We start from the raw sequence: 19,988 nt of genomic DNA, 5'->3' as shown, positions 1-19,988 counted from the left end.
CGCACCCAGCCAGCTCTGCAAGGGAACGCCAGCAATGAAATATGATGCCGCCCTCGACCAGGCGATCTCCCGACTGCATGAAGAGGGGCGCTATCGCACCTTCATCGATATCGAGCGCGCCAAGGGCCGGTTCCCGCAAGCCGTCTGGAACCGCCCCGACGGCGAGCAGCAGGAGATCACCGTCTGGTGCGGCAACGACTATCTGGGCATGGGTCAGCATCCGGTCGTCCTGGCCGCCATGCACGAGGCGCTGGACGCCACCGGCGCGGGGTCGGGCGGTACGCGCAACATCAGCGGCACCACCATCTATCACAAGCGCCTGGAGGCCGAGCTGGCCGACCTTCACGGCAAGCAGGCCGCGCTGGTGTTTTCCTCGGCCTATACCGCCAATGACGCGACGCTTTCCACGCTGCCCAAGCTGTTTCCCGGCCTGATCATCTATTCGGACGAGTTGAACCACGCCTCGATGATCGAGGGGATCAAGCGCAACGGCGGCGCCAAGCGGATCTTTCGCCACAACGACCTGGCCCATCTGCGCCAGCTGCTGGAGGCCGACGATCCCGACGCGCCCAAGCTGATCGCCTTTGAATCTATCTATTCCATGGATGGCGACTTCGGCCCCATTGCCGCCTTCTGCGACCTGGCCGAGGAATTCGGCGCGCTGACCTATCTGGACGAGGTTCACGCCGTGGGCATGTACGGGCCCCGCGGCGGCGGCGTCGCCGAACGCGACCGGCTTTCGGGGCGCGTCGACATCATCAACGGCACGCTTGGTAAGGCCTTCGGCGTCTTTGGCGGCTATATCGCGGCCAGCGCCAAGATGTGCGACGCGATCCGCTCCTATGCGCCGGGCTTCATCTTCACGACCTCGCTGCCGCCGGCGGTGGCGGCCGGGGCCGCGGCCTCGATCGCCTTCCTGAAAGCGCCCGATGGCCAGAAGCTGCGCGACGAACAGCAGCTGCACGCCCGCATCCTCAAGATGCGCCTGAAGTCGCTCGGCATGCCGATCATCGACCACGGCAGCCACATCGTGCCGGTCCATGTCGGCCACCCGGTCCATTGCAAGGCGCTGTCGGACATGCTGCTGCGCGACTATGGCATCTATGTCCAGCCGATCAACTTCCCCACCGTGCCCCGCGGCACGGAGCGGCTGCGGTTCACGCCCTCGCCGGTGCATGATCCCAAGCAGATCGATCACCTTGTGCGTGCAATGGATGCATTGTGGTCGCACTGCGCGTTGAATCGCGCCGAATTGAGCGCCTAGCCGAATCCTTCGGTGAACTGCTCTCGCCTGCGTGATAACCTCTGTTTAAAGAAGCGTTGATAGCATCCGATTCGGGTGCTGATAATACAACGGGCACATGAGGCATTGTCGATGAGCAGGCTGCGGGCAGATAACCCGGCAGAGGAGTTCGTGCAGGTGGAGGAATCGATACCCTTCCTCGATGACGACACGCGCTTGGGGGACCTGATGCGCGGAGAGCGTGCGACCCTGGGCAAATCCCTGCTGGACGTGCAGCGCGAATTGCGCATCCGTGCCTCCTATGTCGCCGCGATCGAGAATTGCGACACCTCCGCCTTTGACACGCCCAGCTTCATCGCGGGCTATGTCCGGTCCTATGCGCGCTATCTGGGCATGGACCCGGACTGGACCTTCCGGCGCTTCTGCAAAGAATCGGGCTTCCTGCCCACGCATGGCATGGCGCCCGCGGCGGCCGGACCCAAGCCCGCGCGGCGTCCTTCGGACCCGGCCGAGGCCCTGGCCAATCCGCGCGCGCTGTTCATTCCACAGGAACAAAGCTTCTGGTCCGAGATCGAGCCGCGTGCCATCGGCGCGATCCTGGTGCTGATCGCCGTGATCGGCGGCCTGGGATATGGCGGCTGGTCGCTCCTCCAGGAAGTGCAGCGCGTGACCCTTGCACCGGGCGAGGACGTGCCGGCCGTCGTGGCCGAACTGGACCCGACCCAAGGTGCAGGTCTGGCGGATCCCGCGCTGGACAGCACCGACATCGCCAGCCGCCTTCCCCAGCCCGAGGCGATGGACCGCCTCTATCGCCCGCAGATCCTCGAGGCGCCCGTCCTGACGGCGCGCGATGGCCCCATCGCCGCCATCGATCCGGGTCTTCTGGAAGGCGAAGCCAACGTCGATGAGGTCATCGCCCGGGCCGGCGACGTGACCCAGGACACTCAGCCCGTCGCGGGAAGCCCCGGCCTGCAGGACGACCAGACGCAGATCGCCTTTGGTCCCCAGCTGCCCGCGGCCGAGCCGTCTGTCCGCACCCTGGCCCCCGATGCGGCGCAGGTCGAACTGCTGGCGGTGCGGCCGGCCTGGGTGCGGGTCTCCTCGGCCGACGGAACGGTGCTGCTGGAAAAGATCATGGACGCGGGCGAACGCTTTGCCCTGCCCAAGCTGGAAGAGGCGCCGCGCCTGCGCACCGGAAATTCCGGCGCGGTCTACTTTGCCGTCAATGGCCAAGCCTATGGACCTGCTGCCCCCGGCGCTCAGGTCATCAGCAATGTCGAACTGTCGACCGACAGCCTGACCGACCGCTATGCGCTGGCCGACCTGACCTCGGACCCTGCACTCGCGGAACTGGTGGCGGTGGCCCAGGCCCAGACCGGCACCGAAACCGCCACCGAATAGGCCGGGACCGGCATCACCGCGGCCTCAGGCTTTCCAGCTGCGCTCCAGCACGCCGATCCAGTTGTCGCAGGCGATCTTGCGGATCAGCGCAGGGCCATAACCATGCGCCTCCATCGCCTCCATCGCCTCCATCGCCTCCATCGCCTCCATCGCCTCGATCAGGCGCGGCAGGGCGCTTGCGTCGCCCAAGTCGCGCGGCATCAGCGCCCCGTCGAAATCCGATCCCAGCGCCACGCCATCCTCGCCCAGGATGCCCAGCAGGTGATCCAGGTGCCGCAGCATGGTGCCCAGATCCTCCAGCGGCAGCCGCCGCCCATCCGGCCGCAGAAAGCTGGAGGCGAAGTTCAGCCCGACCAGCCCCCGGCTGTCGGCGATCTGGTGCAGCTGCCGGTCCGTCAGGTTGCGGCTGCTTTCGCAGATCGCGTGCACGCAGCTGTGGCTGGCGACCAGCGGTGCGTCGGACAGCCGCGCGATGTCGTCGAAACCCGCCTCGTTCAGGTGCGACAGGTCCAGCATGATGCCAAGCGCGTTGCATTCCCGCACCAGCGCGCGCCCCGCATCCGTCAGCCCGCCCCCGGTATCGGGCGAGGACGGAAAGGCAAAGGGCACCCCTTCCGCAAAGCGCGTCGGCCGCGACCAGACCGGCCCGAGCGAGCGCAGCCCCGTCCGGTGCCACAGGTGCAGCGCGTCGGGATCGCGGATCGCCTCGGCCCCCTCCATGTGCATGATCGCAGCGATCCGCCCGGCCCCAATGCAGGCGCGCAGCTGGGCGGCATCGCGGATCACCTCCAGCGTGCCGGTCCGTTCCAGCGACAGCAGGGCCGCGGCCTGGGCGAAGGCATGAGGCAGGGCCTCGTCATGCGGGATCTGCGGGGGCAGGGGCATGGCAAAGGGCGGGTTCTCCATGATCCGCACGTGGTCGCCCGCGTTCGGATCGTCGGGCGAAGGCACCCAGATCGCGAAAAAGCCGCCGACCATGCCGCCCGCGCGCATCCGGGGCAGGTCCAGGTGCCCGGTGCCGTCGCCCTCCAGCCACAGGCGCGCGCCCTGGGGGCCCGCCGCCACCACGCGCTGCAGAAAGTCGTTGTGGCCGTCGAATACCGGGATCATGTCGGCTCCTTTCACCGTCTCGGGCGCAGAATGCACGTCGTGCACCCCACCCGCAATGGGGCTTGCGCGGCACTGCGGCGCCTCTAGGCTGAGGGGGCAGAGCCACGCCCAAGGGAGGACCGCCGCCATGCCCCGCATCACCCGCGATTTCCACGGCCAGACCGTCATCACCACCTTCGAGGTCACCCCCGGCAGCGCCCATGACGTGCTGGACCTGCTGACCGATGCCTGGGACCAGGTGATCAGCCGCCAACCCGGCTGCCTGGGCGGCGCGATCCATCTGAACGACGCGCAGACCCGCATCGCCACCTATTCCCAGTGGCGGGACCGCAAGGATTACCAGGCCATGCTGCGCACCGACGAGATGCGCCGCCGCAACCGGGAGATCCACGCCATGTGCAAGAGCTTCGAGCCGGTGATGTACGAGGTGCAGGCCGTCTTTCCCTGATGCTGCACCTGCAGAAAGGGGATGCATTCGCCCCCCCGCCTGCTAACCTGAGCGCCACATCACAGGAGGATCAGGATGGCAGGGCGGATCATCACCGTGGCCCAGCAAAAGGGCGGCTCGGGCAAGACGACGCTGGCGGTCAACCTGGCTGTCAGCCTGCATGCCCGGGGCCATTCGGTGGCGCTGGTCGATACCGATCCGCAGGGCAGCCTGGGCCGCTGGTTCATGGAGCGGATGTCCGCACAGGGCGAGGACGAGGCGATGGATTTCTCGACCTCCTCGGCCTGGGGGGCCAGCTACGAATCGGAAAAGCTGAAGAAGCGCTTTGATTTCGTGATCATCGACACGCCGCCCAAGATCGACAGCGACCTGCGCCCGGCCCTGCGCGTGGCGGACCTGGTCCTGGTGCCGGTGGCCAGCAGCCATGTGGACCTCTGGGCGACCGAAGGGGTGCTGGACCTGGCCCGGCGTGAAAAGGCCGAGGTGCTGCTGGTCCTGAACCGCACCCGTCCCAACACCAGGCTGGGCGCTGAAGTGGCCGAAAAAGCCGAGCAGCTGGGCGCCGTCGTCGCAACCACCCAGATCGCCAACCGCGTCACCTATGCCGAGACCCTGGGCCAGGGCCTGGGCGCAATCGAGCGCAGCAAATCCGGCCCCGCGGTGGCCGAGATGGCCGCCCTGACCGACGAGGTCCTTGGCCGGATGGGCTGAGGCGCCTCAGCCGCCCACCAGCTCCTCGACCCAAGCGGGGACGGTGCGGCTGGCCGGTCCCAGGATGCGGCGGTCAAAGTCGCGGGCGTTCACGCTGTTTTCCAGGTTCAGTTCGACGCATTCGACCCCGTGGCGCCCGGCATGCTGGGCAAAGCCTGCCGCCGGATAGACATTGCCCGACGTGCCGATGGCGGCGAACAGGTCGCTTTCTTCCAGCGCCTGCCAGATCCGCTCCATATGCCGGGGGATCTCTCCGAACCAGACGATGTCGGGACGGGTCGCGGGGGCCGCGCAGGCGGGGCAGGGATCGTCGGGCGACATCACGGCCGGCGCGGGCCAGCCGTGGCCACAGGCCGCGCAGCGCGCCCGGTCCAGCGCGCCATGCATGTGGATCACCTCCGGGCTGCCGGCGCGTTCGTGCAGGTCGTCCACGTTCTGCGTCACCAGCACCAGGTCGTGATGGCGGGCCAGCCGGGCCAGCGCGTGATGCGCGGCGTTCGGCTGCGCCGCGGCCGCATTGGCGCGGCGCATGTTGTAGAACTGGTGCACCAGCGCGGGGTCGCGGGCAAAGGCCTCGGGCGTGGCCACATCCTCGATGCGGTGGTTCTCCCACAGGCCGTCGCTGGCGCGAAAGGTCGCCAGACCGCTTTCGGCCGAAATCCCGGCCCCGGTCAGCACCGTGATGCGCATGGGCCTCAGCGGCAGAGCCGCTCGGACTGGGCGGCAAAGTTGCGATAGCGCTTCCAGAAGGCGTTGTCCGTGTCGCGCTTGGAGGTGCGGACCTCCTGCGCGCGGTGCGGGTCCCGGAAGAACTGGGCCGCGCGGCGCTGGTCGGACCGTGACAGGGTCTGGTTCGCCACCTGCTGGATGCAGCCGCACAGGGGCGCATTGCCGCGCGCGCGGTCCGACCGGACGCAGGCGGTGTCGATCGGCCCGGCCATGGCCAGCGGCGTCGTCAGTACGATCGCGGCGGCGGCGATCACGAATCGGTTCAGCATGGACTGTCTCCTCGGTTACTGCTCTGCATCGCCGGGCGGCCGGTTCGGTCCGGTCTTGCCTGCCCTGGCTGCCGTTCCACCCTTAGCAAAAATCCGCGTCCCGCTCAATCACGCTGGCGTGACGCGGGGGATTTCAGGTGCCCTCGACGGGGCTGGGGGTAAATCCGGCGTCCTGCAGGCGGGAGCGGGCGGTCTCGGCGTCCAGTCCGGTGACGGTGACGCGCTTGGCTGCAAGATCCACTTGCGCCTGCCCCCCTGCACCTGCAATCGCTGTCTCGATGGCGGCCTTGCAATGGCCGCATGTCATGTCGGGAACGGCAAAGATCATGGGGACCTCCTGATTGTTGCCGGGCCATGATGCGGCCGGGCGGGCCGCGGCACAAGACGGAAGGACACGGCGATGATCGACGCCATCGGGCTGGATGCCGATGACACCCTGTGGGAGAACGAGACCTTCTTCCGCGTGACCGAGGCCGAGTTCGCATCGCTGCTGGCCGATCACGGCGAGGCCGAGGCCATTGCCGCGCGGCTTTTCGACATCGAACGCGCGAACCTCGCGCGCTACGGCTATGGCATCAAGGGCTTCATGCTGTCGATGGTCCAGACCGCGATCGAGCTGACCGATGGCGCCGTCGACGGCCGCACCATCGGCCGCATCCTGGAACTGGGCCAGGAGATGCTGGCCCATCCCGTCGACCTGCTGCCGGGTGTCGAGGAGGCGCTGGACGCGCTGGCGGGGCGCCAGCTGATCCTGGTCACCAAGGGCGACCTGATGGATCAGGAGCGCAAGGTCGCGGCCTCGGGCCTGGCCGAGCGCTTCAGCGCGGTCGAGATCCTGGCCGAGAAGACGCCCGAGGCCTATGCCCGCGCGCTGCTGGGGCAGGGGGTGGCGCCCGAGCGGTTCCTGATGGCCGGGAACTCGATGCGCAGCGACGTGATCCCGGTGCTGGACCTGGGCGGATGGGGCGTCTTCATCCCCCATGACCTGACCTGGGCGCTGGAACATGCCGAGGCGCCCGACCATCCGCGCCTGCACCAGCTGACGGGGATGGCGCAGCTGCCCGATCTTGTCGCCCGGATCGAGGCGGGCGCATGAGCCGCGTCGCGGGAATGAGCGACAACGGCCGCGCGGCGCTGTTCATGACGGCATCCATGGCCATGTTCGCGGTCGAGGATGCCTTCATCAAGACGCTGACGGACAGCCTGCCGGTCGGTCAGCTGATGGCGATGACCGGATTGATGGCGATGCTGGTCTTCTGGGCGCGCCTGGCGCGGCGGGGATTGGCCCTGTGGACCCGCGACCTGCTGCATCCGATGGTGATCCTGCGCAACCTGGGCGAGGTGATCGGCGCGCTGAGCTTCGTCACCGCGCTGGCGGTGGGGGAACTGGCCGTGACGTCGGCGATCCTGCAGGTGCTGCCGCTGACGCTGGTCCTGGGGGCGGCGCTGTTTCTGGGCGAAAAGGTCGGCTGGCGGCGGTGGGCCTCGGTCGCGGTGGGCTTTGCGGGCGTGTTGCTGATCCTGCGGCCGGGGACGGCGGCGTTCCATCCGTCGATGCTCTGGGCGCTGCTGGGGGTGGCGGGTCTGACGCTGCGCGACCTGGCCACGCGGCGCATCCCGCGTGGCGTGCCCTCGGACCAGCTCTCGGCCTCGGCCTATGGCGGCATGGTGCCCGCGGGGCTGCTGCTGGGCGCGGTGGCGGGGCAGGGCGCGGTGGCGCCCGGTCCGCTGGAAGGGGCGCTGCTGGCGGGAACGGTGGTCTTTGGCGTGCTGGGATATGCCACGCTGGTCGCGGCCTCGCGCTTGGGCGAGGCGTCGGTCGTGGCGCCCTTCCGCTATACCAGGCTGGGATTTGCGCTGCTGGTGGCGGCGCTGGTCTTCGGTGAGCGGCCGGATCTGCCGATGCTGCTGGGCGCGGGGCTGATCGCGCTGGCGGGCGGATATGCGATGTGGCGCGAGGCCGGCCTGCGCCGCCGCCCGGCACCCGCCGAGGTCAGTGGCCTGATCCGCAGCGGGTCACGCTGAGCGCCGTCTCTTCGGCACGGGGTCGGCCGGCCGCGCCGCGACGTCCTGTCAAGGAACCGCCGCGCCGGCAAGATCATTGTCTGCCCAACAGGCGTCCTGCCATTCCGGCCCGCGCTGTCATGTCCCCCAAAGGAGCACCCCATGCCCAAGGCCCTTATCATCCTGACGTCGCACGACCAGTTGGGCGACACCGGCAAGCCCACCGGCTTTTACTGGGAGGAGCTGGCCGCCCCCTACTGGATCCTGTCCGACGCGGGCTACCAGGTCGAGCTGGCCAGCATTGCGGGCGGCAAGCCTCCGGCCGATCCCTCGTCCGAGGCCGATGACGCCATGACCGACGAGGTCCGCCGCTTTTGGGCCGATGACGCCGCGATGAACCGCCTGGCCAACACCGAGCGGGTCGAGGATGTCGATGTGGCGGCCTGCGACATCGTCTATCTGCCGGGCGGCCACGGCACCATGTGGGACCTGCCGAAATCCGAGACCCTGGGCCAGCTGCTGGCGAAGGCCTGGGAAAAGGGCGCCGTCGTCGGCGCGGTCTGCCACGGCCCCGCGGGCCTTCTGGCGGCGCGCCTGTCGTCGGGCGATCCGCTGGTCAAGGGGCGCCGCGTCGCGGGCTTCACCAATGCCGAGGAAGAGGCCGCCGGCCTGTCCGATGCCGTGCCCTTCCTGCTGGAGGACCAGCTGAAGGCCCAGGGCGGCCAGCACGAGGGCGGGCCAGACTGGCAGCCCTTCGCCATCGCCGACGGCAAGCTGGTCACCGGCCAGAACCCGGCCTCGTCGGCGGAAGTCGCACGGCTGATGCTGAAGGCCGCCGACCTTCCGACCGTGCCCTGATCCGCAGCCGCCTGCGGCAAAGATCGCGGGGCCGCGAAACCCTCTTTTCGCGGCCCTCGCGCCCCTGTATAGCCCGGCCATGACCGAGCTTTCCCTCATCCGCAACTTTTCGATCGTGGCCCATATCGACCACGGAAAATCCACGCTGGCCGACCGGCTGATCCAGCTGACGGGCACTGTCGCCGAACGCGACATGAAGGCCCAGATGCTGGACAGCATGGATATCGAGCGCGAGCGGGGGATCACCATCAAGGCGAACACCGTCCGCATCAGCTATCGGGCCAAGGACGGCCAGACCTATGTGCTGAACCTGATCGACACGCCGGGCCACGTGGACTTCGCCTACGAGGTCAGCCGCTCGATGCGCGCGGTCGAAGGCTCGCTGCTGGTGGTGGATGCCAGCCAGGGGGTCGAGGCGCAGACGCTGGCCAACGTCTACCAGGCGATCGACGCGGGCCACGAGATCGTGCCGGTCCTGAACAAGATCGACCTGCCCGCGGCCGAACCCGAACGCGTCAAGGAAAACATCGAGGAAGTCATCGGCATCGACGCCCAGGACGCGATCCCGATCAGCGCCAAGACCGGCCTCGGCATCCCCGAGGTGCTGGAGGCCATCGTCACGCGCCTGCCCGCGCCTAAGGGCGACCAGAACGCGCCCCTGACCGCCATGCTGGTCGACAGCTGGTACGACGCCTATCTGGGCGTGGTCGTGATGATCCGCGTCATGGACGGGATCATCCGCAAGGGCGACCAGGTCAAGATGATGCAGACCGGCGCCACTTACAAGCTGGACCGCCTGGCGGTCCTCACCCCGGCGATGAAGGACATCCCCGAACTGGGCCCGGGCGAGATCGGCGTCTTCACCGCCTCCATCAAGCAGGTGCGGGACACCCGCGTGGGCGACACCATCACGCACGAGAAAAAGCCCGCCCTGAAGGCCCTGCCGGGCTTCAAGCCGGCGCAGCCCGTGGTCTTCTGCGGCCTTTTCCCGGTCGACGCCAACGATTTCGAACCGCTGCGCGACGCGATCGAGAAGCTGGCCCTGAACGACGCCTCGTTCAGCTACGAGATGGAGACCTCGGCCGCGCTCGGCTTCGGCTTCCGCTGCGGTTTCCTGGGCCTGCTGCACCTCGAGGTGATCCGCGACCGGCTGGAGCGCGAATACGATCTGGACCTCATCACCACCGCGCCCTCGGTGGTCTTCAAGCTGCACATGCGCGACGGCGAGGTCCGTGACCTGCACAACCCGGCCGACATGCCGGACCTGACGCTGGTCGACCACATCCAGGAACCGCGCATCAAGGCCACGATCATGGTGCCCGACGACTATCTGGGCGACGTGCTGAAACTGTGCCAGGACCGCCGCGGCATCCAGATGGACCTGACCTATGCGGGCAGCCGGGCGATGGTCGTCTATGACCTGCCGCTGGCCGAGGTCGTCTTCGACTTCTACGACCGGCTGAAGTCGGTCACCAAGGGCTATGCCAGCTTCGACTACCAGATCAGCGAATATCGCGAGGATTTCCTGGTCAAGATGTCGATCCTGGTGAATGACGAACCCGTCGATGCGCTGTCTATCATGGTCCATCGCGACCGCGCCGAAAGCCGCGGCCGCGTCATGGTCGAGAAGCTCAAGGAACTGATCCCGCGCCACATGTTCAAGATCCCGATCCAGGCCGCCATCGGCAGCCGCGTGATCGCGCGGGAAACCCTGTCGGCCATGCGCAAGGACGTGACCGCCAAATGCTATGGCGGCGACGCAACGCGTAAAAAGAAGCTGCTGGAAAAGCAGAAGGCCGGCAAGAAGAAGATGCGCCAGTTCGGCAAGGTCGAGATCCCTCAGACGGCCTTCATCCAGGCGCTCAAGATGGACACCTGATCCGCCACGGGCGGCCGCGTCGCGGTCGCCCGGCGGACCTTCGGGCATCGGTGCGCAGGCGCCGCTTGACCCAGATCAACACCCCCCGGAACCATCGCGGCTAATGTGGCGTCACCTTGTGAGGGAGACGACCATGCCGCGACTGTTCTTGCTTCTTCTGACGATCATCATGTCAAGCCTTGCGGGGGCAGGGGTGATCCTTGTTCTGGTCCTTGGCCATTACGGGATGCTGCCGATCCTGCTGGCTGCCGCGGCAGGGGCGGTGCTGGCCGTGCCGGTCACCTGGATCGTCACCCGCAGGATCCTGGCCGCCGAACGCCAGAGGCCGGGCTGACGGCAGGGGCGATAGCTAAAACCTGTGGTGTTTTCTCCTTCGCACGACAGGCATTCGCGCGCTAGGTTTCGGAGTGACCCCAGTATGCGAGAAGCCTCATGCCAGACAAGACCGCCGCCCTTTCCGGAATCGCCAGCCAACCGGCCGAAGCCGCCGCCATCCAGAACTCGCTCGACACCGTCCGCGAGCGTCTCGGGATGGAGGTCGCCTATCTTTCCGAATTCGTGGACGAGCGCGCGGTCTTCCGCGCCGTCAGCGCCCCCGGGCTCGAGGCGCTGATCCAGCCCAGCCAGAGCATGGATCTGCGCGAGGTCTACTGCAAACATATCCTCGACGGCGGCCTGCCGCGGCTGATGCCCGACACCAGTGCCCATGCCATCGCGACGGACCTTCCGATCACGCAGATGATCCCGATCGGCAGCCATCTCAGCGTGCCCGTCCATCGCCCCGACGGCAGCGTCTTCGGCATGTTCTGCTTTCTCAGCCGAACGCCGCGCCCTGACCTGAATGACGAGGCGCTGGCCTTGGTCGAAACCCACTCGGCCCTGGTCTCGACAAGGCTCGCCCTAGCCCCCGGCGCCTGATCTGGATTTGTCCCTCTGATCAAGCCTGTGTACGTGCTGTGCACGGGCTGTGGCCGCCCGGTGCATGACCCGTGCTGATGGACCACCGATCCAGAAAAAGGCCCCCTGCACCGGGTGCGGGGGGCCTTCATGGCATCAAGGTCGGGCAGGGATCACATCCCGGCCTGAACCTCGGCGCTTTCTTCCTGAACGACTTCACCGGCCGTCGAAAGATCGCGTCCGGCACCCTGCACGGTCTCGCAGGCGGCCAGGGTCATCATGGCCAGAATGGCGGTCAGTCCCAGAATCTTCTTCTGCATGGCATTGTTTCCTGTGCATAAATATCTGTGGCTGAACGCATCGGGGGCAAGGTGGTTCCCCTCAAAATGCCACGCCGGACCAGAGGCAGATATTGGCATAGGGCGTGAACTCTCCCGTGCGGACGATCGCCCGCGCCTCGGCGGTCCGGGCCTTGAACGCCTCGTGCGAAAGCCGCGTCACCTGGCCGATCTCCCGCTGGCAAAAGCGTTCCTGCAGTGCGGGTGCGGCCTCCTGCGCCAGCGCAGCCCGCTCCACGACCATCTCGGCCAGAACCGCGTCCAGAACGTCGAAGACGCTGGGGATCCCGCGGGTAAGAGCCAGATCGATGCAAGGTACCCCGCGCGGCACCGGCAGCCCCGCATCCCCGATCACCAGCAGGTCGCCATGCCCCAGCCTCGCGATCAGGCCCGACAGGTCGCCATGGAGCAGTGCCGTGCGTTTCATCGGGATCCCCTATTCCGCTGGAAGGATGTCGGCCAGATAGGCCATCATGTTGCCGCCCATGACCTTGGCGATCTGAGCCTCGGTCAGCCCCTGGTCCAGCAGCGCCTGCGTCAGCGCCGGCAGGTGCGCGGCGTCGATCGGCGAATCCACCGATCCGTCCCAGTCCGAGCCGAGCGAGACGTGGTCCTCGCCCGCCACCTCGATCGCCGCCGCGATGGCAGCCGCGATGTCGGCGGGCCTGTTCCCGCATACGACGTCCGACCAGTAACCGATGCCGATCAGACCGCCCGCATCGGCGATCCGGGCGACCAGGTCGTCGGGCAGGTTGCGGGGGCTGGGGCAGTGGCGGGTGATGCCGGTATGCGACAGGACGGGGCGCGTGCCTGGGATCGCCAGCACATCCTCGACCATCTGAGGTGCGGCATGGGTGACGTCGATGACCAGGCCCAGCTGCATCATGCGATCCACGACCTCGCGTCCAAAGTCCGACAGGCCAGCCCCGCTGCCACCTTCGCCATGCAGGCTGCCGCCCAGCTCGTTGTCAAAGAAGTGCGTCAGTCCCATCAAGCGAAAGCCCGCATCGTAGAGGACCTGAAGGTTGCCCAGATCGCCCTCCAGCGGATGCCCGCCCTCGGACCCCAGCAGGGCGCCCAGCACGCGCTGGCCGGCGGCACGATCCGCCAGCAGGGCCTGCAGGTCACCACGGGTCCGGATCACGCGCAGCCGGTCGGGGGCATGCCTGGCCGCGCGGTGCAGGGCCCCGGCCTGGACCAGCGCCCGCTCTCGCAGGGAAAACCAGGCGCGGGGCGGGCGCAGCTGCCCGATGAACAGCGGCGTGATATTGTCGCCGGCTTCGCTGCTGTTCTGGTCATAGTTCTGGCCACTGGGACTTTTGGTGACGGTGGTAAAGACCTGCAGCGCCATGTTGCCGTCCAGCAAGCGCGGCACGTCGCTGTGGCCCCGGTCCACCCGCACCAGCAGGTCCCGGTCCCAAAGAAGCGCGTCCGAATGCCAATCCCCGATCACCAGCCGATCATGCAGCGCCTGTGCCTCGGCTGAGGCCGGCCAGCCCTCCGCCGGCATGGTCATCGGGTTCAGCGCGCGTTCGACATAGGCCGGGGCAAAGGCCAGGAAAGCCCCCAGGGCTGCCAGCACCAGCAGTCCCAGTGCCAGCAGCAGGCGTCTCAGCATGGCACCCGCCGGTTGTCCCTGCCGCCGGGCCTCATGGCTCCAGCGCCTCCAACTGGTCGATGAGGTCCTCGATCATCGAGAGGCCCTTGTCCCAGAAGGCCGGGTCTGACGCGTCAAGGCCGAAGGGCGCCAGCAGCTCCTTGTGATGCATCGAGCCGCCCGCCTTCAGCAGGTCGAAATACTTGGCCTGAAACTCCGGCAGCCCGTCCTCGTAAGCCGCATAAAGCGCGTTCACCAGCCCGTCGCCAAAGGCATAGGCATAGACGTAGAAGGGCGAATGCACGAAATGCGGCACATAGGTCCAGAAGGTCTCGTAACCCGGCATGTATTCAAACACCGGCCCCAGGCTTTCGTGCTGCACCGACATCCACAGCGCGTTGATGTCGTCCGGCGTCAGCTCGCCCTCGGCGCGGGCGGCATGCAGCCGGCATTCAAAGTCGTAGAAGGCGATCTGGCGCACGACCGTGTTGATCATGTCCTCGACCTTGCCGGCCAGCAGCGCCTTTTTCTGCGCCGGATCGGTGGTCCGGGCCAGCAGGGCGCGGAAGGTCAGCATCTCTCCGAAGACGGAGGCGGTTTCCGCCAGCGTCAGGGGCGTCGATGCCAGCAATTCGCCCTGACCGGCGGCCAGGCGCTGATGGACGCCATGCCCCAGCTCGTGCGCCAGCGTCATCACGTCGCGCGGCTTGCCCAGGTAGTTCAGCAGGATATAGGGATGCGCCGTGGTGACCGTTGGATGGGCAAAGGCGCCGGGCGCCTTGCCGGGCTTCACGCCCGCATCGATCCAGCCCTTGTCGAAGAAGGGCCGCGCCAGATCGGCCAGTTCCGGCGAAAACCCGGCATAGGCGTCCAGCACCGTGTCCCTCGCCTCGGGCCAGTCGATGGTGCGCGGCGTTTCCGTGGGCAGCGGCGCATTACGGTCCCAGACCTGCAGCTTGTCCAGACCCAGCCAGCGCGCCTTCAGGGCGTAATAGCGGTGCGACAGGCGCGGATAGGCGTTCGTGACCGCATTGCGCAGGGCCTCGACCACTTCGGGTTCGACATGGTTCGACAGGTGCCGGCCATATTGCGGCGTGGGCATCTTGCGCCACTTGTCCTCGATGGCCTTTTCCTTGGCCAGCGTGTTGTGGATGCGCGCGAACAGACCGACATTGGCGGTGAAGACCTTTGCCAGCGCCCGCGCGCCAGCCTCGCGCCGGGCGCGATCATGGTCGGTCAGCAGGTTCAGCGTCGCTTCCAGGCCAAGCGTCTCGCCCTCGACCTCAAAGGTCAGGGCGGCGGTGGTTTCATCGAACAGACGGTTCCAGGCCGCGGCGCCGACGACCGACGTGTCGTGCAGGAACTGCTCCAACTCGTCCGACAGCTGATGGGGACGCATGGCGCGCATCCGGTCGAAGACGGGCTTGTAGCGCGCAGGACCGTCGGGCGCGGTGAAGACGGCCTGGTAGATGTCGTCCGGGATGCGGTTGAATTCCAGGCTGAAGAAGACCAGGGGTGTCGTCAGGTCGGTGATCCGGGCCTGAAGGTCGCCCATCTGCTTGGCACGGGCCGGGTCTGTGGTGTTCTGGTAATAGCGCAGCCCAGCATAGGACATGATCCGCCCGGCCAGGATGTCGATCTGCTGATAGGTCTCGATGCAGGCCAGCATCTGGGCCGCGGACAGCTGCGCCAGCTTGCCCTGGTATTCGGCGGCGAAGGACTGGACCATGCGGTCGAGGCTGTCGATGTCGGCGGCAAGCTGCGGGCTGTCCGGCGCGGGATAAAGATCGGTCAGGTCCCATTCGGGAAGATTTCCAAAGCTGTCGGAAGCCTGCGCCCGGTCCTTCGCGTCATATGCCATGATGCCTGCCATGATGGGTCCTTTCTGATGGTTGCCCAAGATGTGGACCCTGAGGCCGCCCGGCGCAAGGTCCGGTCAGAGGCGCGCGAAGGCCGGCGCCTGAATGACCGGTCCGCCGCCCGGCAGGTCGCCCCGGACCATCAGCCGGGTCCGTGCCGCCAGCGGCTGGAACCCGGCGCGCGCACAGAAGGCCGCGTCGCCGCGCACCACCACGGGGTGTTCACCCGCCTCGGCCAGGACCGCTGCCAGCAGCGCCTGACCCAGGCCGCGGCCCTGCAGCGCCGGATGCACCGCAAGCGACGCCAGCGAAAAGCCGGGCCGGTCGTCCAGCAGCGGCGCCAGCGCGGCGTGCCCCACCGGCAGGCCGCGCACATGCGCCACCAGCGACACCGCCAGATCGCCGTCGGCGCGCAGGTCGGCCAGCAGTTGCGCCTCCTCGGCATGGCCGAAGGCTGCGGTCAGAAGACGGTCCAGCCACTTATGGTCGGACGGCAGTTCCGGCCGGATCAGCGGGTGCAGGGCGTGGCAGTGCAGATCGCGAGAGATGCCTTGGCTGTCGCGGCCCCACTGGCTGTCCGCGTTGCGCGCCTGATGCGCCGCAAAGGCGTCCTCGTCGGCAAAGACCTCGTCCAGCGTCCAGACCAGCGGGTCGTCCCCCTGCGCGATGTCGAACCGCAGGCAGCCCGGCTCGGCCCGGCTGAGTTCGACATGGCGCGGCAGCAGGTCCAGCGCCATCAGCATCTGGCCCATGTCCGCGCAGGTCAGCCGCCCCTCGACCGTGACCAGCGGCCGGGACAGGGTGACGGCGGTGCCGCTGGTGTCGGTCGGGGTAGGTGCGTGGGTTCCGCAGCAGCTACAGCTCATGGCGCATCCTTCCGATGGGTGTGGCAGAAGATCATCGGGCAGGGGCGGCAGGTCAAGCGGCGCGATGCCCGGACACGCGTGCCGTGAGGGTCGGGACGCGCGGATCCCGCCGCGCATCGCCTTGGCGCGGGGCGGGCCTGGGCCGCCTTATTCCCACTCGATCGTGCCCGGGGGCTTGGAGGTGATGTCATAGGTGCAGCGGTTGATGCCCTTGACCTCGTTGATGATCCGGGTCGCCGTTTCGCCCAGGAATTCGTGGGTGAAGGGATAGAAATCCGCCGTCATGCCATCGACCGAGGTGACGGCGCGCAGCGCGCAGGCGAAATCATAGGTGCGCCCGTCGCCCATCACGCCCACGGTGCGCACGGGCAGGATCGCGACGAAAGCCTGCCAGATCTCGTCATAAAGGCCGTGCCGGCGGATCTGGTCGATGAAGACCGCATCCGCCTTGCGCAGGATCTCCAGCTTTTCGCGGGTGATCTCTCCGGGGCAGCGGATCGCGAGACCCGGGCCGGGGAAAGGGTGGCGGCCGATGAAGCTCTCTGGCAGGCCCAGTTCGCGACCCAGTTCGCGGACCTCGTCCTTGAACAGCTCGCGCAGCGGTTCGACCAGCTTCAGGCCCATCTTCTCGGGCAGGCCGCCGACATTGTGGTGGCTCTTGATCGTGACCGAAGGCCCGCCGCTGAAGCTGACGCTTTCGATCACGTCGGGATAGAGGGTGCCCTGCGCCAGGAACTCGGCGCCCTCGATCTCTCCGGCATAGCGCTGGAAGACGTCGATGAACAGCCGGCCGATGGTCTTGCGCTTGACCTCGGGGTCGCTGACCCCTTCCAGCGAACCCAGGAACAGCTCGGTCTCATCCGCATGGATCAGCGGGATGTTGTAGTTGTCGCGGAACATCTTCACGACTTCCTCGGCCTCGTTCAGCCGCAGAAGCCCGTGATCGACGAAGACGCAGGTCAGCTGGTCGCCGATCGCCTCGTGGATCAGCACTGCCGCCACGCTGCTGTCCACGCCACCCGACAGACCGCAGATGACCTTGCGGTCGCCCACCTGCTCGCGGATCTTGCGAATCGCCTCGTCCTTGTAGGAGGCCATGGTCCAGTCGCCGGTAAAGCCCGCCATCCGGACGAAGTTCTCCAGCATGATGCGGCCGTTCGGGGTATGATGCACCTCCGGGTGGAACTGCACGGCATAGAAGTGGCGCGTCTCGTCCGCGATCATCGCCATAGGCGCGTTGGGCGAGGTGCCGATGACCTCGAAGCCCGGGGCCAGGACCGTGACGCGGTCGCCATGGCTCATCCAGACTTCCTCGCGGCCTGTTCCGAACAGTCCCGAGAAGATCCCGTCGCCCTTGTGCCCCGGCGCCGGCGCGATGAAGGCCCGGCCGTATTCGGCGTGGTGGCCGGCCTCGACCTTGCCGCCCAGCTGCTCCATCATGACCTGCTGGCCATAGCAGATGCCAAAGACCGGCACCCCCAGCTCGAACACCGCCTGCGGGGCGCGCGGGCTGCCGTCCTGGGTGACGCTGGCGGGGCTGCCCGACAGGATGATCGCCTTTGGCGCCATCTCGTGCAGGACCTTGTCGGTCACCGTGTTGAACGGGTGGATTTCGCAATAAACGTTCAGCTCTCGCAGGCGACGCGCGATCAGCTGCGTCACCTGGCTGCCGAAGTCGATGATCAAAAGGCGCTGGTGCTGGGTCATGGATGCGCTTTAAGCGCGGTTTCATGGCCTTGCAAGAGTTTCGCAACAGGGCGCAGGCGGAACCTGCGCCCGTGGCGGGCGTTGGCCCGCAACGTCCGCGCGCATCCGCGCCAGTCCCCAGAGGTGTCCCCGTGTTCAGATCCAGCGTTCCGTTTGCCTGCGCCCTTTTTCTTGCGGCCTGCGATACCGTTCCCCTGCCGCCCGCGCAGGATGCGCAGCCCCCGGCGGAACAGGCGCTGGCCGCCCAGTGCAGCGGCGATGCCACCCTGTCGGCACGGCTCAGCAGCGCCGTGAACGCCGCGCGCTCGGCCGAAGGCAAGACCCTGCTGGAGACTGTGGCGCCGCTGGACCAGATCGCCCAGTCCCATGCCTGCGACATGGCCCGCATGGGACGCGCCAGCGTCGCGGGGTCGAACGGATCGAACGTCGTGGATCGGGCGCGCGCGGTGGAATATCCGACCTGCGGCGTCGTGCAGCTGGTCGGGGCGGGCGGCACGCCGGAAGGCACGGTCTCGGCTTGGCTGGTGCCCGGCCCGCAGCGGGAGCAGGTCCTGGGCCAGCTGAGCTACCAGATCGGCAGCGGCGTGGCCCGCGGGGCCGATGGGCGCCTGTGGCACAGCACCGTCCTGGGCAACAACTGCCAGTAAGGCATCCGGGGCGACCCGGATCACCGACATGAAAAAGGCCCGCCGGTTGATCCTGCGGGCCTTTCGCTGTTCGACGATCGTATTGCCTTATTTCTCGGGCAACAGCCCGCGCGGGGCAAAGCGCAGCACCAGCAGCAGCACCAGGCCCATGGCGATGAAGCGCATGTGCGGGGCGCTGTCCAGCAGATGCGCCTTGAAGGCGCTGTCGGGCAGCGGGCCGGTCAGCAGGGCGATCAGGGCAGGGCCCCAGACCTCGGCCTTGATCCACAGGAACCAGATCGTCACCGATCCCAGCACCGCGCCCCAGTTGTTGCCGGACCCGCCCACGATGACCATGACCCAGATCAGGAAGGTATAGCGCAGCGGGTTGTAGCTGGTGGGCGCCAGAAGCCCGTCCAGCGTGACCATCATCGCGCCCGCGATGCCGATGACCGCCGATCCCAGGATGAAGACCTGTAGGTGGCGGCGGGTGACGTCCTTGCCCATCGCCTCGGCCGCGGTCTCATTGTCGCGGATGGCGCGCATCATGCGGCCCCAGGGCGATTTCAACGCCAGTTCCGCCAGCAGGATGATGACCAGCAGCACCACCAGGAACAGCGACATATAGCTGAGCTTGACCCAGATGCCCGACGCCTCGGCCGCCGGAAAGCCCCAGCCCGCCGCGAAATCGACGAAATCCGCGTTGCGCTGCAGCTCGACCTCCTGCGCGACGGGGCGCGGGATCGAGGTGATGTTCTTGACGCCGCGCGCCAGCCAGTCCTCGTTCTTCATGATGGCGACGATGATCTCGCCGATGCCCAGGGTCGCGATCGCCAGGTAGTCCGAGCGCAGGCCAAGCGCCACCTTGCCGACCGCCCAGGCCGCGGCGGCCGCAAAAAGCCCGCCGACCAACCAGGAGAACAGGACCGGCATGCCAAGGCCGCCGATATTGCCGTTGCGGGCCGGGTTGTTGGCCTCGATCGCGGTCACGGCCGGATCGAACAGCCAACGATAGGCCACGAAGCCCGCGACCAAGACGACCGTGACGACGATGCCGCTGCGGGTGCGCGTCCAAGCCAGCTTGGCCATGGCCAGCGTCCCCAAGCCGACCACCAGGGCCAGCAGCAGCCGGGGTACGCCTGCCTGCCACGCACCCTCGACCGGCGGCAGCGAGATCAGGACCGGGGCAAGCGCGCCCATGGCCAGAAAGCCCACGACCCCCACGTTGAAGAGGCCCGCATAGCCCCATTGCATGTTCACCCCAAGCGCGGTGATCGCCGAGATCAGCCCCATGTTCAGGATCGCCAGCGAGGTGTTCCAGCTGCCCGAGAACATGCTGTTGCGGACGGTGCCTTCCAGCACGAACAGCGCGGCCAGCACCGCGAACAGGATCGGTGCGCGCCACGGGCTGGAGGAGGTTGCGGCCTGACGGTTGGTTGCCATGAT

Annotated in this window: 22 protein-coding genes; 11 read left to right on the top strand and 11 right to left on the bottom strand. The window is 67.5% G+C overall.

The genetic code is table 11. The annotated features are described in order from the left end of the window. Positions 1-34: 34 nt before the first annotated feature. Together hemA and ACZ2G3_RS09220 are read left to right on the top strand one after the other, a co-directional pair. Positions 35-1,264 (top strand): 5-aminolevulinate synthase, encoded by a 1,230-nt coding sequence (gene hemA / locus ACZ2G3_RS09225; protein ID WP_470395493.1) that lies wholly within the window; start codon positions 35-37, stop codon positions 1,262-1,264. Positions 1,265-1,375: 111 nt separating this feature from the next. Next, the gene (locus ACZ2G3_RS09220; RefSeq protein WP_419268175.1) at positions 1,376-2,644 is read left to right on the top strand and encodes a helix-turn-helix domain-containing protein; all 1,269 of its coding nucleotides are present in this window, start codon (positions 1,376-1,378) and stop codon (positions 2,642-2,644) included. A gap of 24 nt (positions 2,645-2,668) precedes the next feature. Here the strand turns inward: ACZ2G3_RS09220 and ACZ2G3_RS09215 are convergent, their stop codons facing one another. Next, positions 2,669-3,754: a dipeptidase gene (locus ACZ2G3_RS09215; RefSeq protein WP_470395491.1), complete on the bottom strand. Its 1,086-nt coding sequence runs from the start codon at positions 3,752-3,754 to the stop codon at positions 2,669-2,671. Positions 3,755-3,881: 127 nt separating this feature from the next. Here ACZ2G3_RS09215 and ACZ2G3_RS09210 point away from each other — a divergent pair, with 127 nt between their 5' ends. Both ACZ2G3_RS09210 and parA read left to right on the top strand, forming a co-directional pair. Further along, positions 3,882-4,202: an antibiotic biosynthesis monooxygenase family protein gene (locus ACZ2G3_RS09210; RefSeq protein WP_470395489.1), complete on the top strand. Its 321-nt coding sequence runs from the start codon at positions 3,882-3,884 to the stop codon at positions 4,200-4,202. 75 nt (positions 4,203-4,277) lie between these two features. Next, positions 4,278-4,913: a ParA family partition ATPase gene (parA, locus tag ACZ2G3_RS09205; RefSeq protein ID WP_470395487.1), complete on the top strand. Its 636-nt coding sequence runs from the start codon at positions 4,278-4,280 to the stop codon at positions 4,911-4,913. Positions 4,914-4,919: 6 nt separating this feature from the next. On the opposite strand, the gene ACZ2G3_RS09200 is transcribed toward parA, so the two are convergent. From ACZ2G3_RS09200 to ACZ2G3_RS09190, 3 genes are all read right to left on the bottom strand, one after another. Then, positions 4,920-5,603, bottom strand: a complete 684-nt coding sequence (locus tag ACZ2G3_RS09200) for an NAD-dependent deacylase (protein WP_470395486.1) — start codon at positions 5,601-5,603, stop codon at positions 4,920-4,922. 5 nt (positions 5,604-5,608) lie between these two features. Continuing rightward, a complete protein-coding gene (locus tag ACZ2G3_RS09195) occupies positions 5,609-5,911 on the bottom strand; it encodes a hypothetical protein (RefSeq protein WP_419268180.1) in 303 nt (100 codons plus the stop codon). A gap of 133 nt (positions 5,912-6,044) precedes the next feature. Beyond that, positions 6,045-6,239 (bottom strand): heavy-metal-associated domain-containing protein, encoded by a 195-nt coding sequence (locus ACZ2G3_RS09190; RefSeq protein ID WP_470395483.1) that lies wholly within the window; start codon positions 6,237-6,239, stop codon positions 6,045-6,047. A 72-nt stretch (positions 6,240-6,311) separates the two neighbouring features. Between ACZ2G3_RS09190 and ACZ2G3_RS09185 the strand changes: the two genes are divergently transcribed. The 6 genes from ACZ2G3_RS09185 (at position 6,312) to ACZ2G3_RS09160 (ending at position 11,570) form a co-directional block, all read left to right on the top strand. Next, positions 6,312-7,007, top strand: coding sequence for an HAD family hydrolase (locus tag ACZ2G3_RS09185; protein ID WP_470395482.1), 696 nt, complete (start codon positions 6,312-6,314; stop codon positions 7,005-7,007). Further along, positions 7,004-7,936 (top strand): DMT family transporter, encoded by a 933-nt coding sequence (locus ACZ2G3_RS09180; RefSeq protein ID WP_470395480.1) that lies wholly within the window; start codon positions 7,004-7,006, stop codon positions 7,934-7,936. Before ACZ2G3_RS09185 ends, ACZ2G3_RS09180 begins: the two co-directional genes overlap by 4 nt. A gap of 141 nt (positions 7,937-8,077) precedes the next feature. Next, a complete protein-coding gene (locus ACZ2G3_RS09175) occupies positions 8,078-8,773 on the top strand; it encodes a type 1 glutamine amidotransferase domain-containing protein (RefSeq protein ID WP_470395478.1) in 696 nt (231 codons plus the stop codon). Positions 8,774-8,852: 79 nt separating this feature from the next. Further along, a complete protein-coding gene (gene lepA / locus ACZ2G3_RS09170; protein WP_470395476.1) occupies positions 8,853-10,652 on the top strand; it encodes a translation elongation factor 4 in 1,800 nt (599 codons plus the stop codon). A gap of 133 nt (positions 10,653-10,785) precedes the next feature. Further along, positions 10,786-10,986 (top strand): hypothetical protein, encoded by a 201-nt coding sequence (locus ACZ2G3_RS09165; RefSeq protein ID WP_419268186.1) that lies wholly within the window; start codon positions 10,786-10,788, stop codon positions 10,984-10,986. Positions 10,987-11,084: 98 nt separating this feature from the next. Beyond that, the gene (locus ACZ2G3_RS09160) at positions 11,085-11,570 is read left to right on the top strand and encodes a GAF domain-containing protein (RefSeq protein ID WP_470395473.1); all 486 of its coding nucleotides are present in this window, start codon (positions 11,085-11,087) and stop codon (positions 11,568-11,570) included. A gap of 152 nt (positions 11,571-11,722) precedes the next feature. Here ACZ2G3_RS09160 and ACZ2G3_RS09155 read toward each other — a convergent pair whose 3' ends face one another. From ACZ2G3_RS09155 to guaA, 6 genes are all read right to left on the bottom strand, one after another. Further along, the gene (locus ACZ2G3_RS09155; RefSeq protein ID WP_470395471.1) at positions 11,723-11,869 is read right to left on the bottom strand and encodes an entericidin A/B family lipoprotein; all 147 of its coding nucleotides are present in this window, start codon (positions 11,867-11,869) and stop codon (positions 11,723-11,725) included. A gap of 61 nt (positions 11,870-11,930) precedes the next feature. Continuing rightward, positions 11,931-12,314 carry a D-ribose pyranase gene (gene rbsD / locus ACZ2G3_RS09150; protein WP_470395469.1) on the bottom strand — a complete coding sequence of 128 codons (384 nt, stop codon included), beginning with the start codon at positions 12,312-12,314 and terminating at the stop codon, positions 11,931-11,933. Between the two features lie 9 nt (positions 12,315-12,323). Continuing rightward, positions 12,324-13,505, bottom strand: a complete 1,182-nt coding sequence (locus ACZ2G3_RS09145) for a dipeptidase (RefSeq protein ID WP_470395467.1) — start codon at positions 13,503-13,505, stop codon at positions 12,324-12,326. 31 nt (positions 13,506-13,536) lie between these two features. Beyond that, a complete protein-coding gene (locus tag ACZ2G3_RS09140; protein ID WP_470395465.1) occupies positions 13,537-15,345 on the bottom strand; it encodes a M3 family oligoendopeptidase in 1,809 nt (602 codons plus the stop codon). A gap of 75 nt (positions 15,346-15,420) precedes the next feature. Beyond that, on the bottom strand, positions 15,421-16,209 hold the full coding sequence (locus ACZ2G3_RS09135; RefSeq protein WP_470395463.1) for a GNAT family N-acetyltransferase: 789 nt from the start codon (positions 16,207-16,209) through the stop codon (positions 15,421-15,423). Positions 16,210-16,356: 147 nt separating this feature from the next. Beyond that, positions 16,357-17,916, bottom strand: a complete 1,560-nt coding sequence (gene guaA / locus ACZ2G3_RS09130) for a glutamine-hydrolyzing GMP synthase (protein ID WP_470395462.1) — start codon at positions 17,914-17,916, stop codon at positions 16,357-16,359. A gap of 131 nt (positions 17,917-18,047) precedes the next feature. Here guaA and ACZ2G3_RS09125 point away from each other — a divergent pair, with 131 nt between their 5' ends. After that, complete coding sequence (locus tag ACZ2G3_RS09125; protein WP_470395460.1) at positions 18,048-18,563, top strand: CAP domain-containing protein; 516 nt, start codon at positions 18,048-18,050, stop codon at positions 18,561-18,563. 87 nt (positions 18,564-18,650) lie between these two features. Here the strand turns inward: ACZ2G3_RS09125 and ACZ2G3_RS09120 are convergent, their stop codons facing one another. Continuing rightward, on the bottom strand, positions 18,651-19,985 hold the full coding sequence (locus ACZ2G3_RS09120; protein WP_470395458.1) for a branched-chain amino acid ABC transporter permease: 1,335 nt from the start codon (positions 19,983-19,985) through the stop codon (positions 18,651-18,653). Positions 19,986-19,988: the final 3 nt, after the last annotated feature.

It is taken from the genome of Paracoccus sp. KKT209 (genome assembly GCF_055635455.1).
This window is presented reverse-complemented; position numbering and strand designations above follow the sequence as displayed.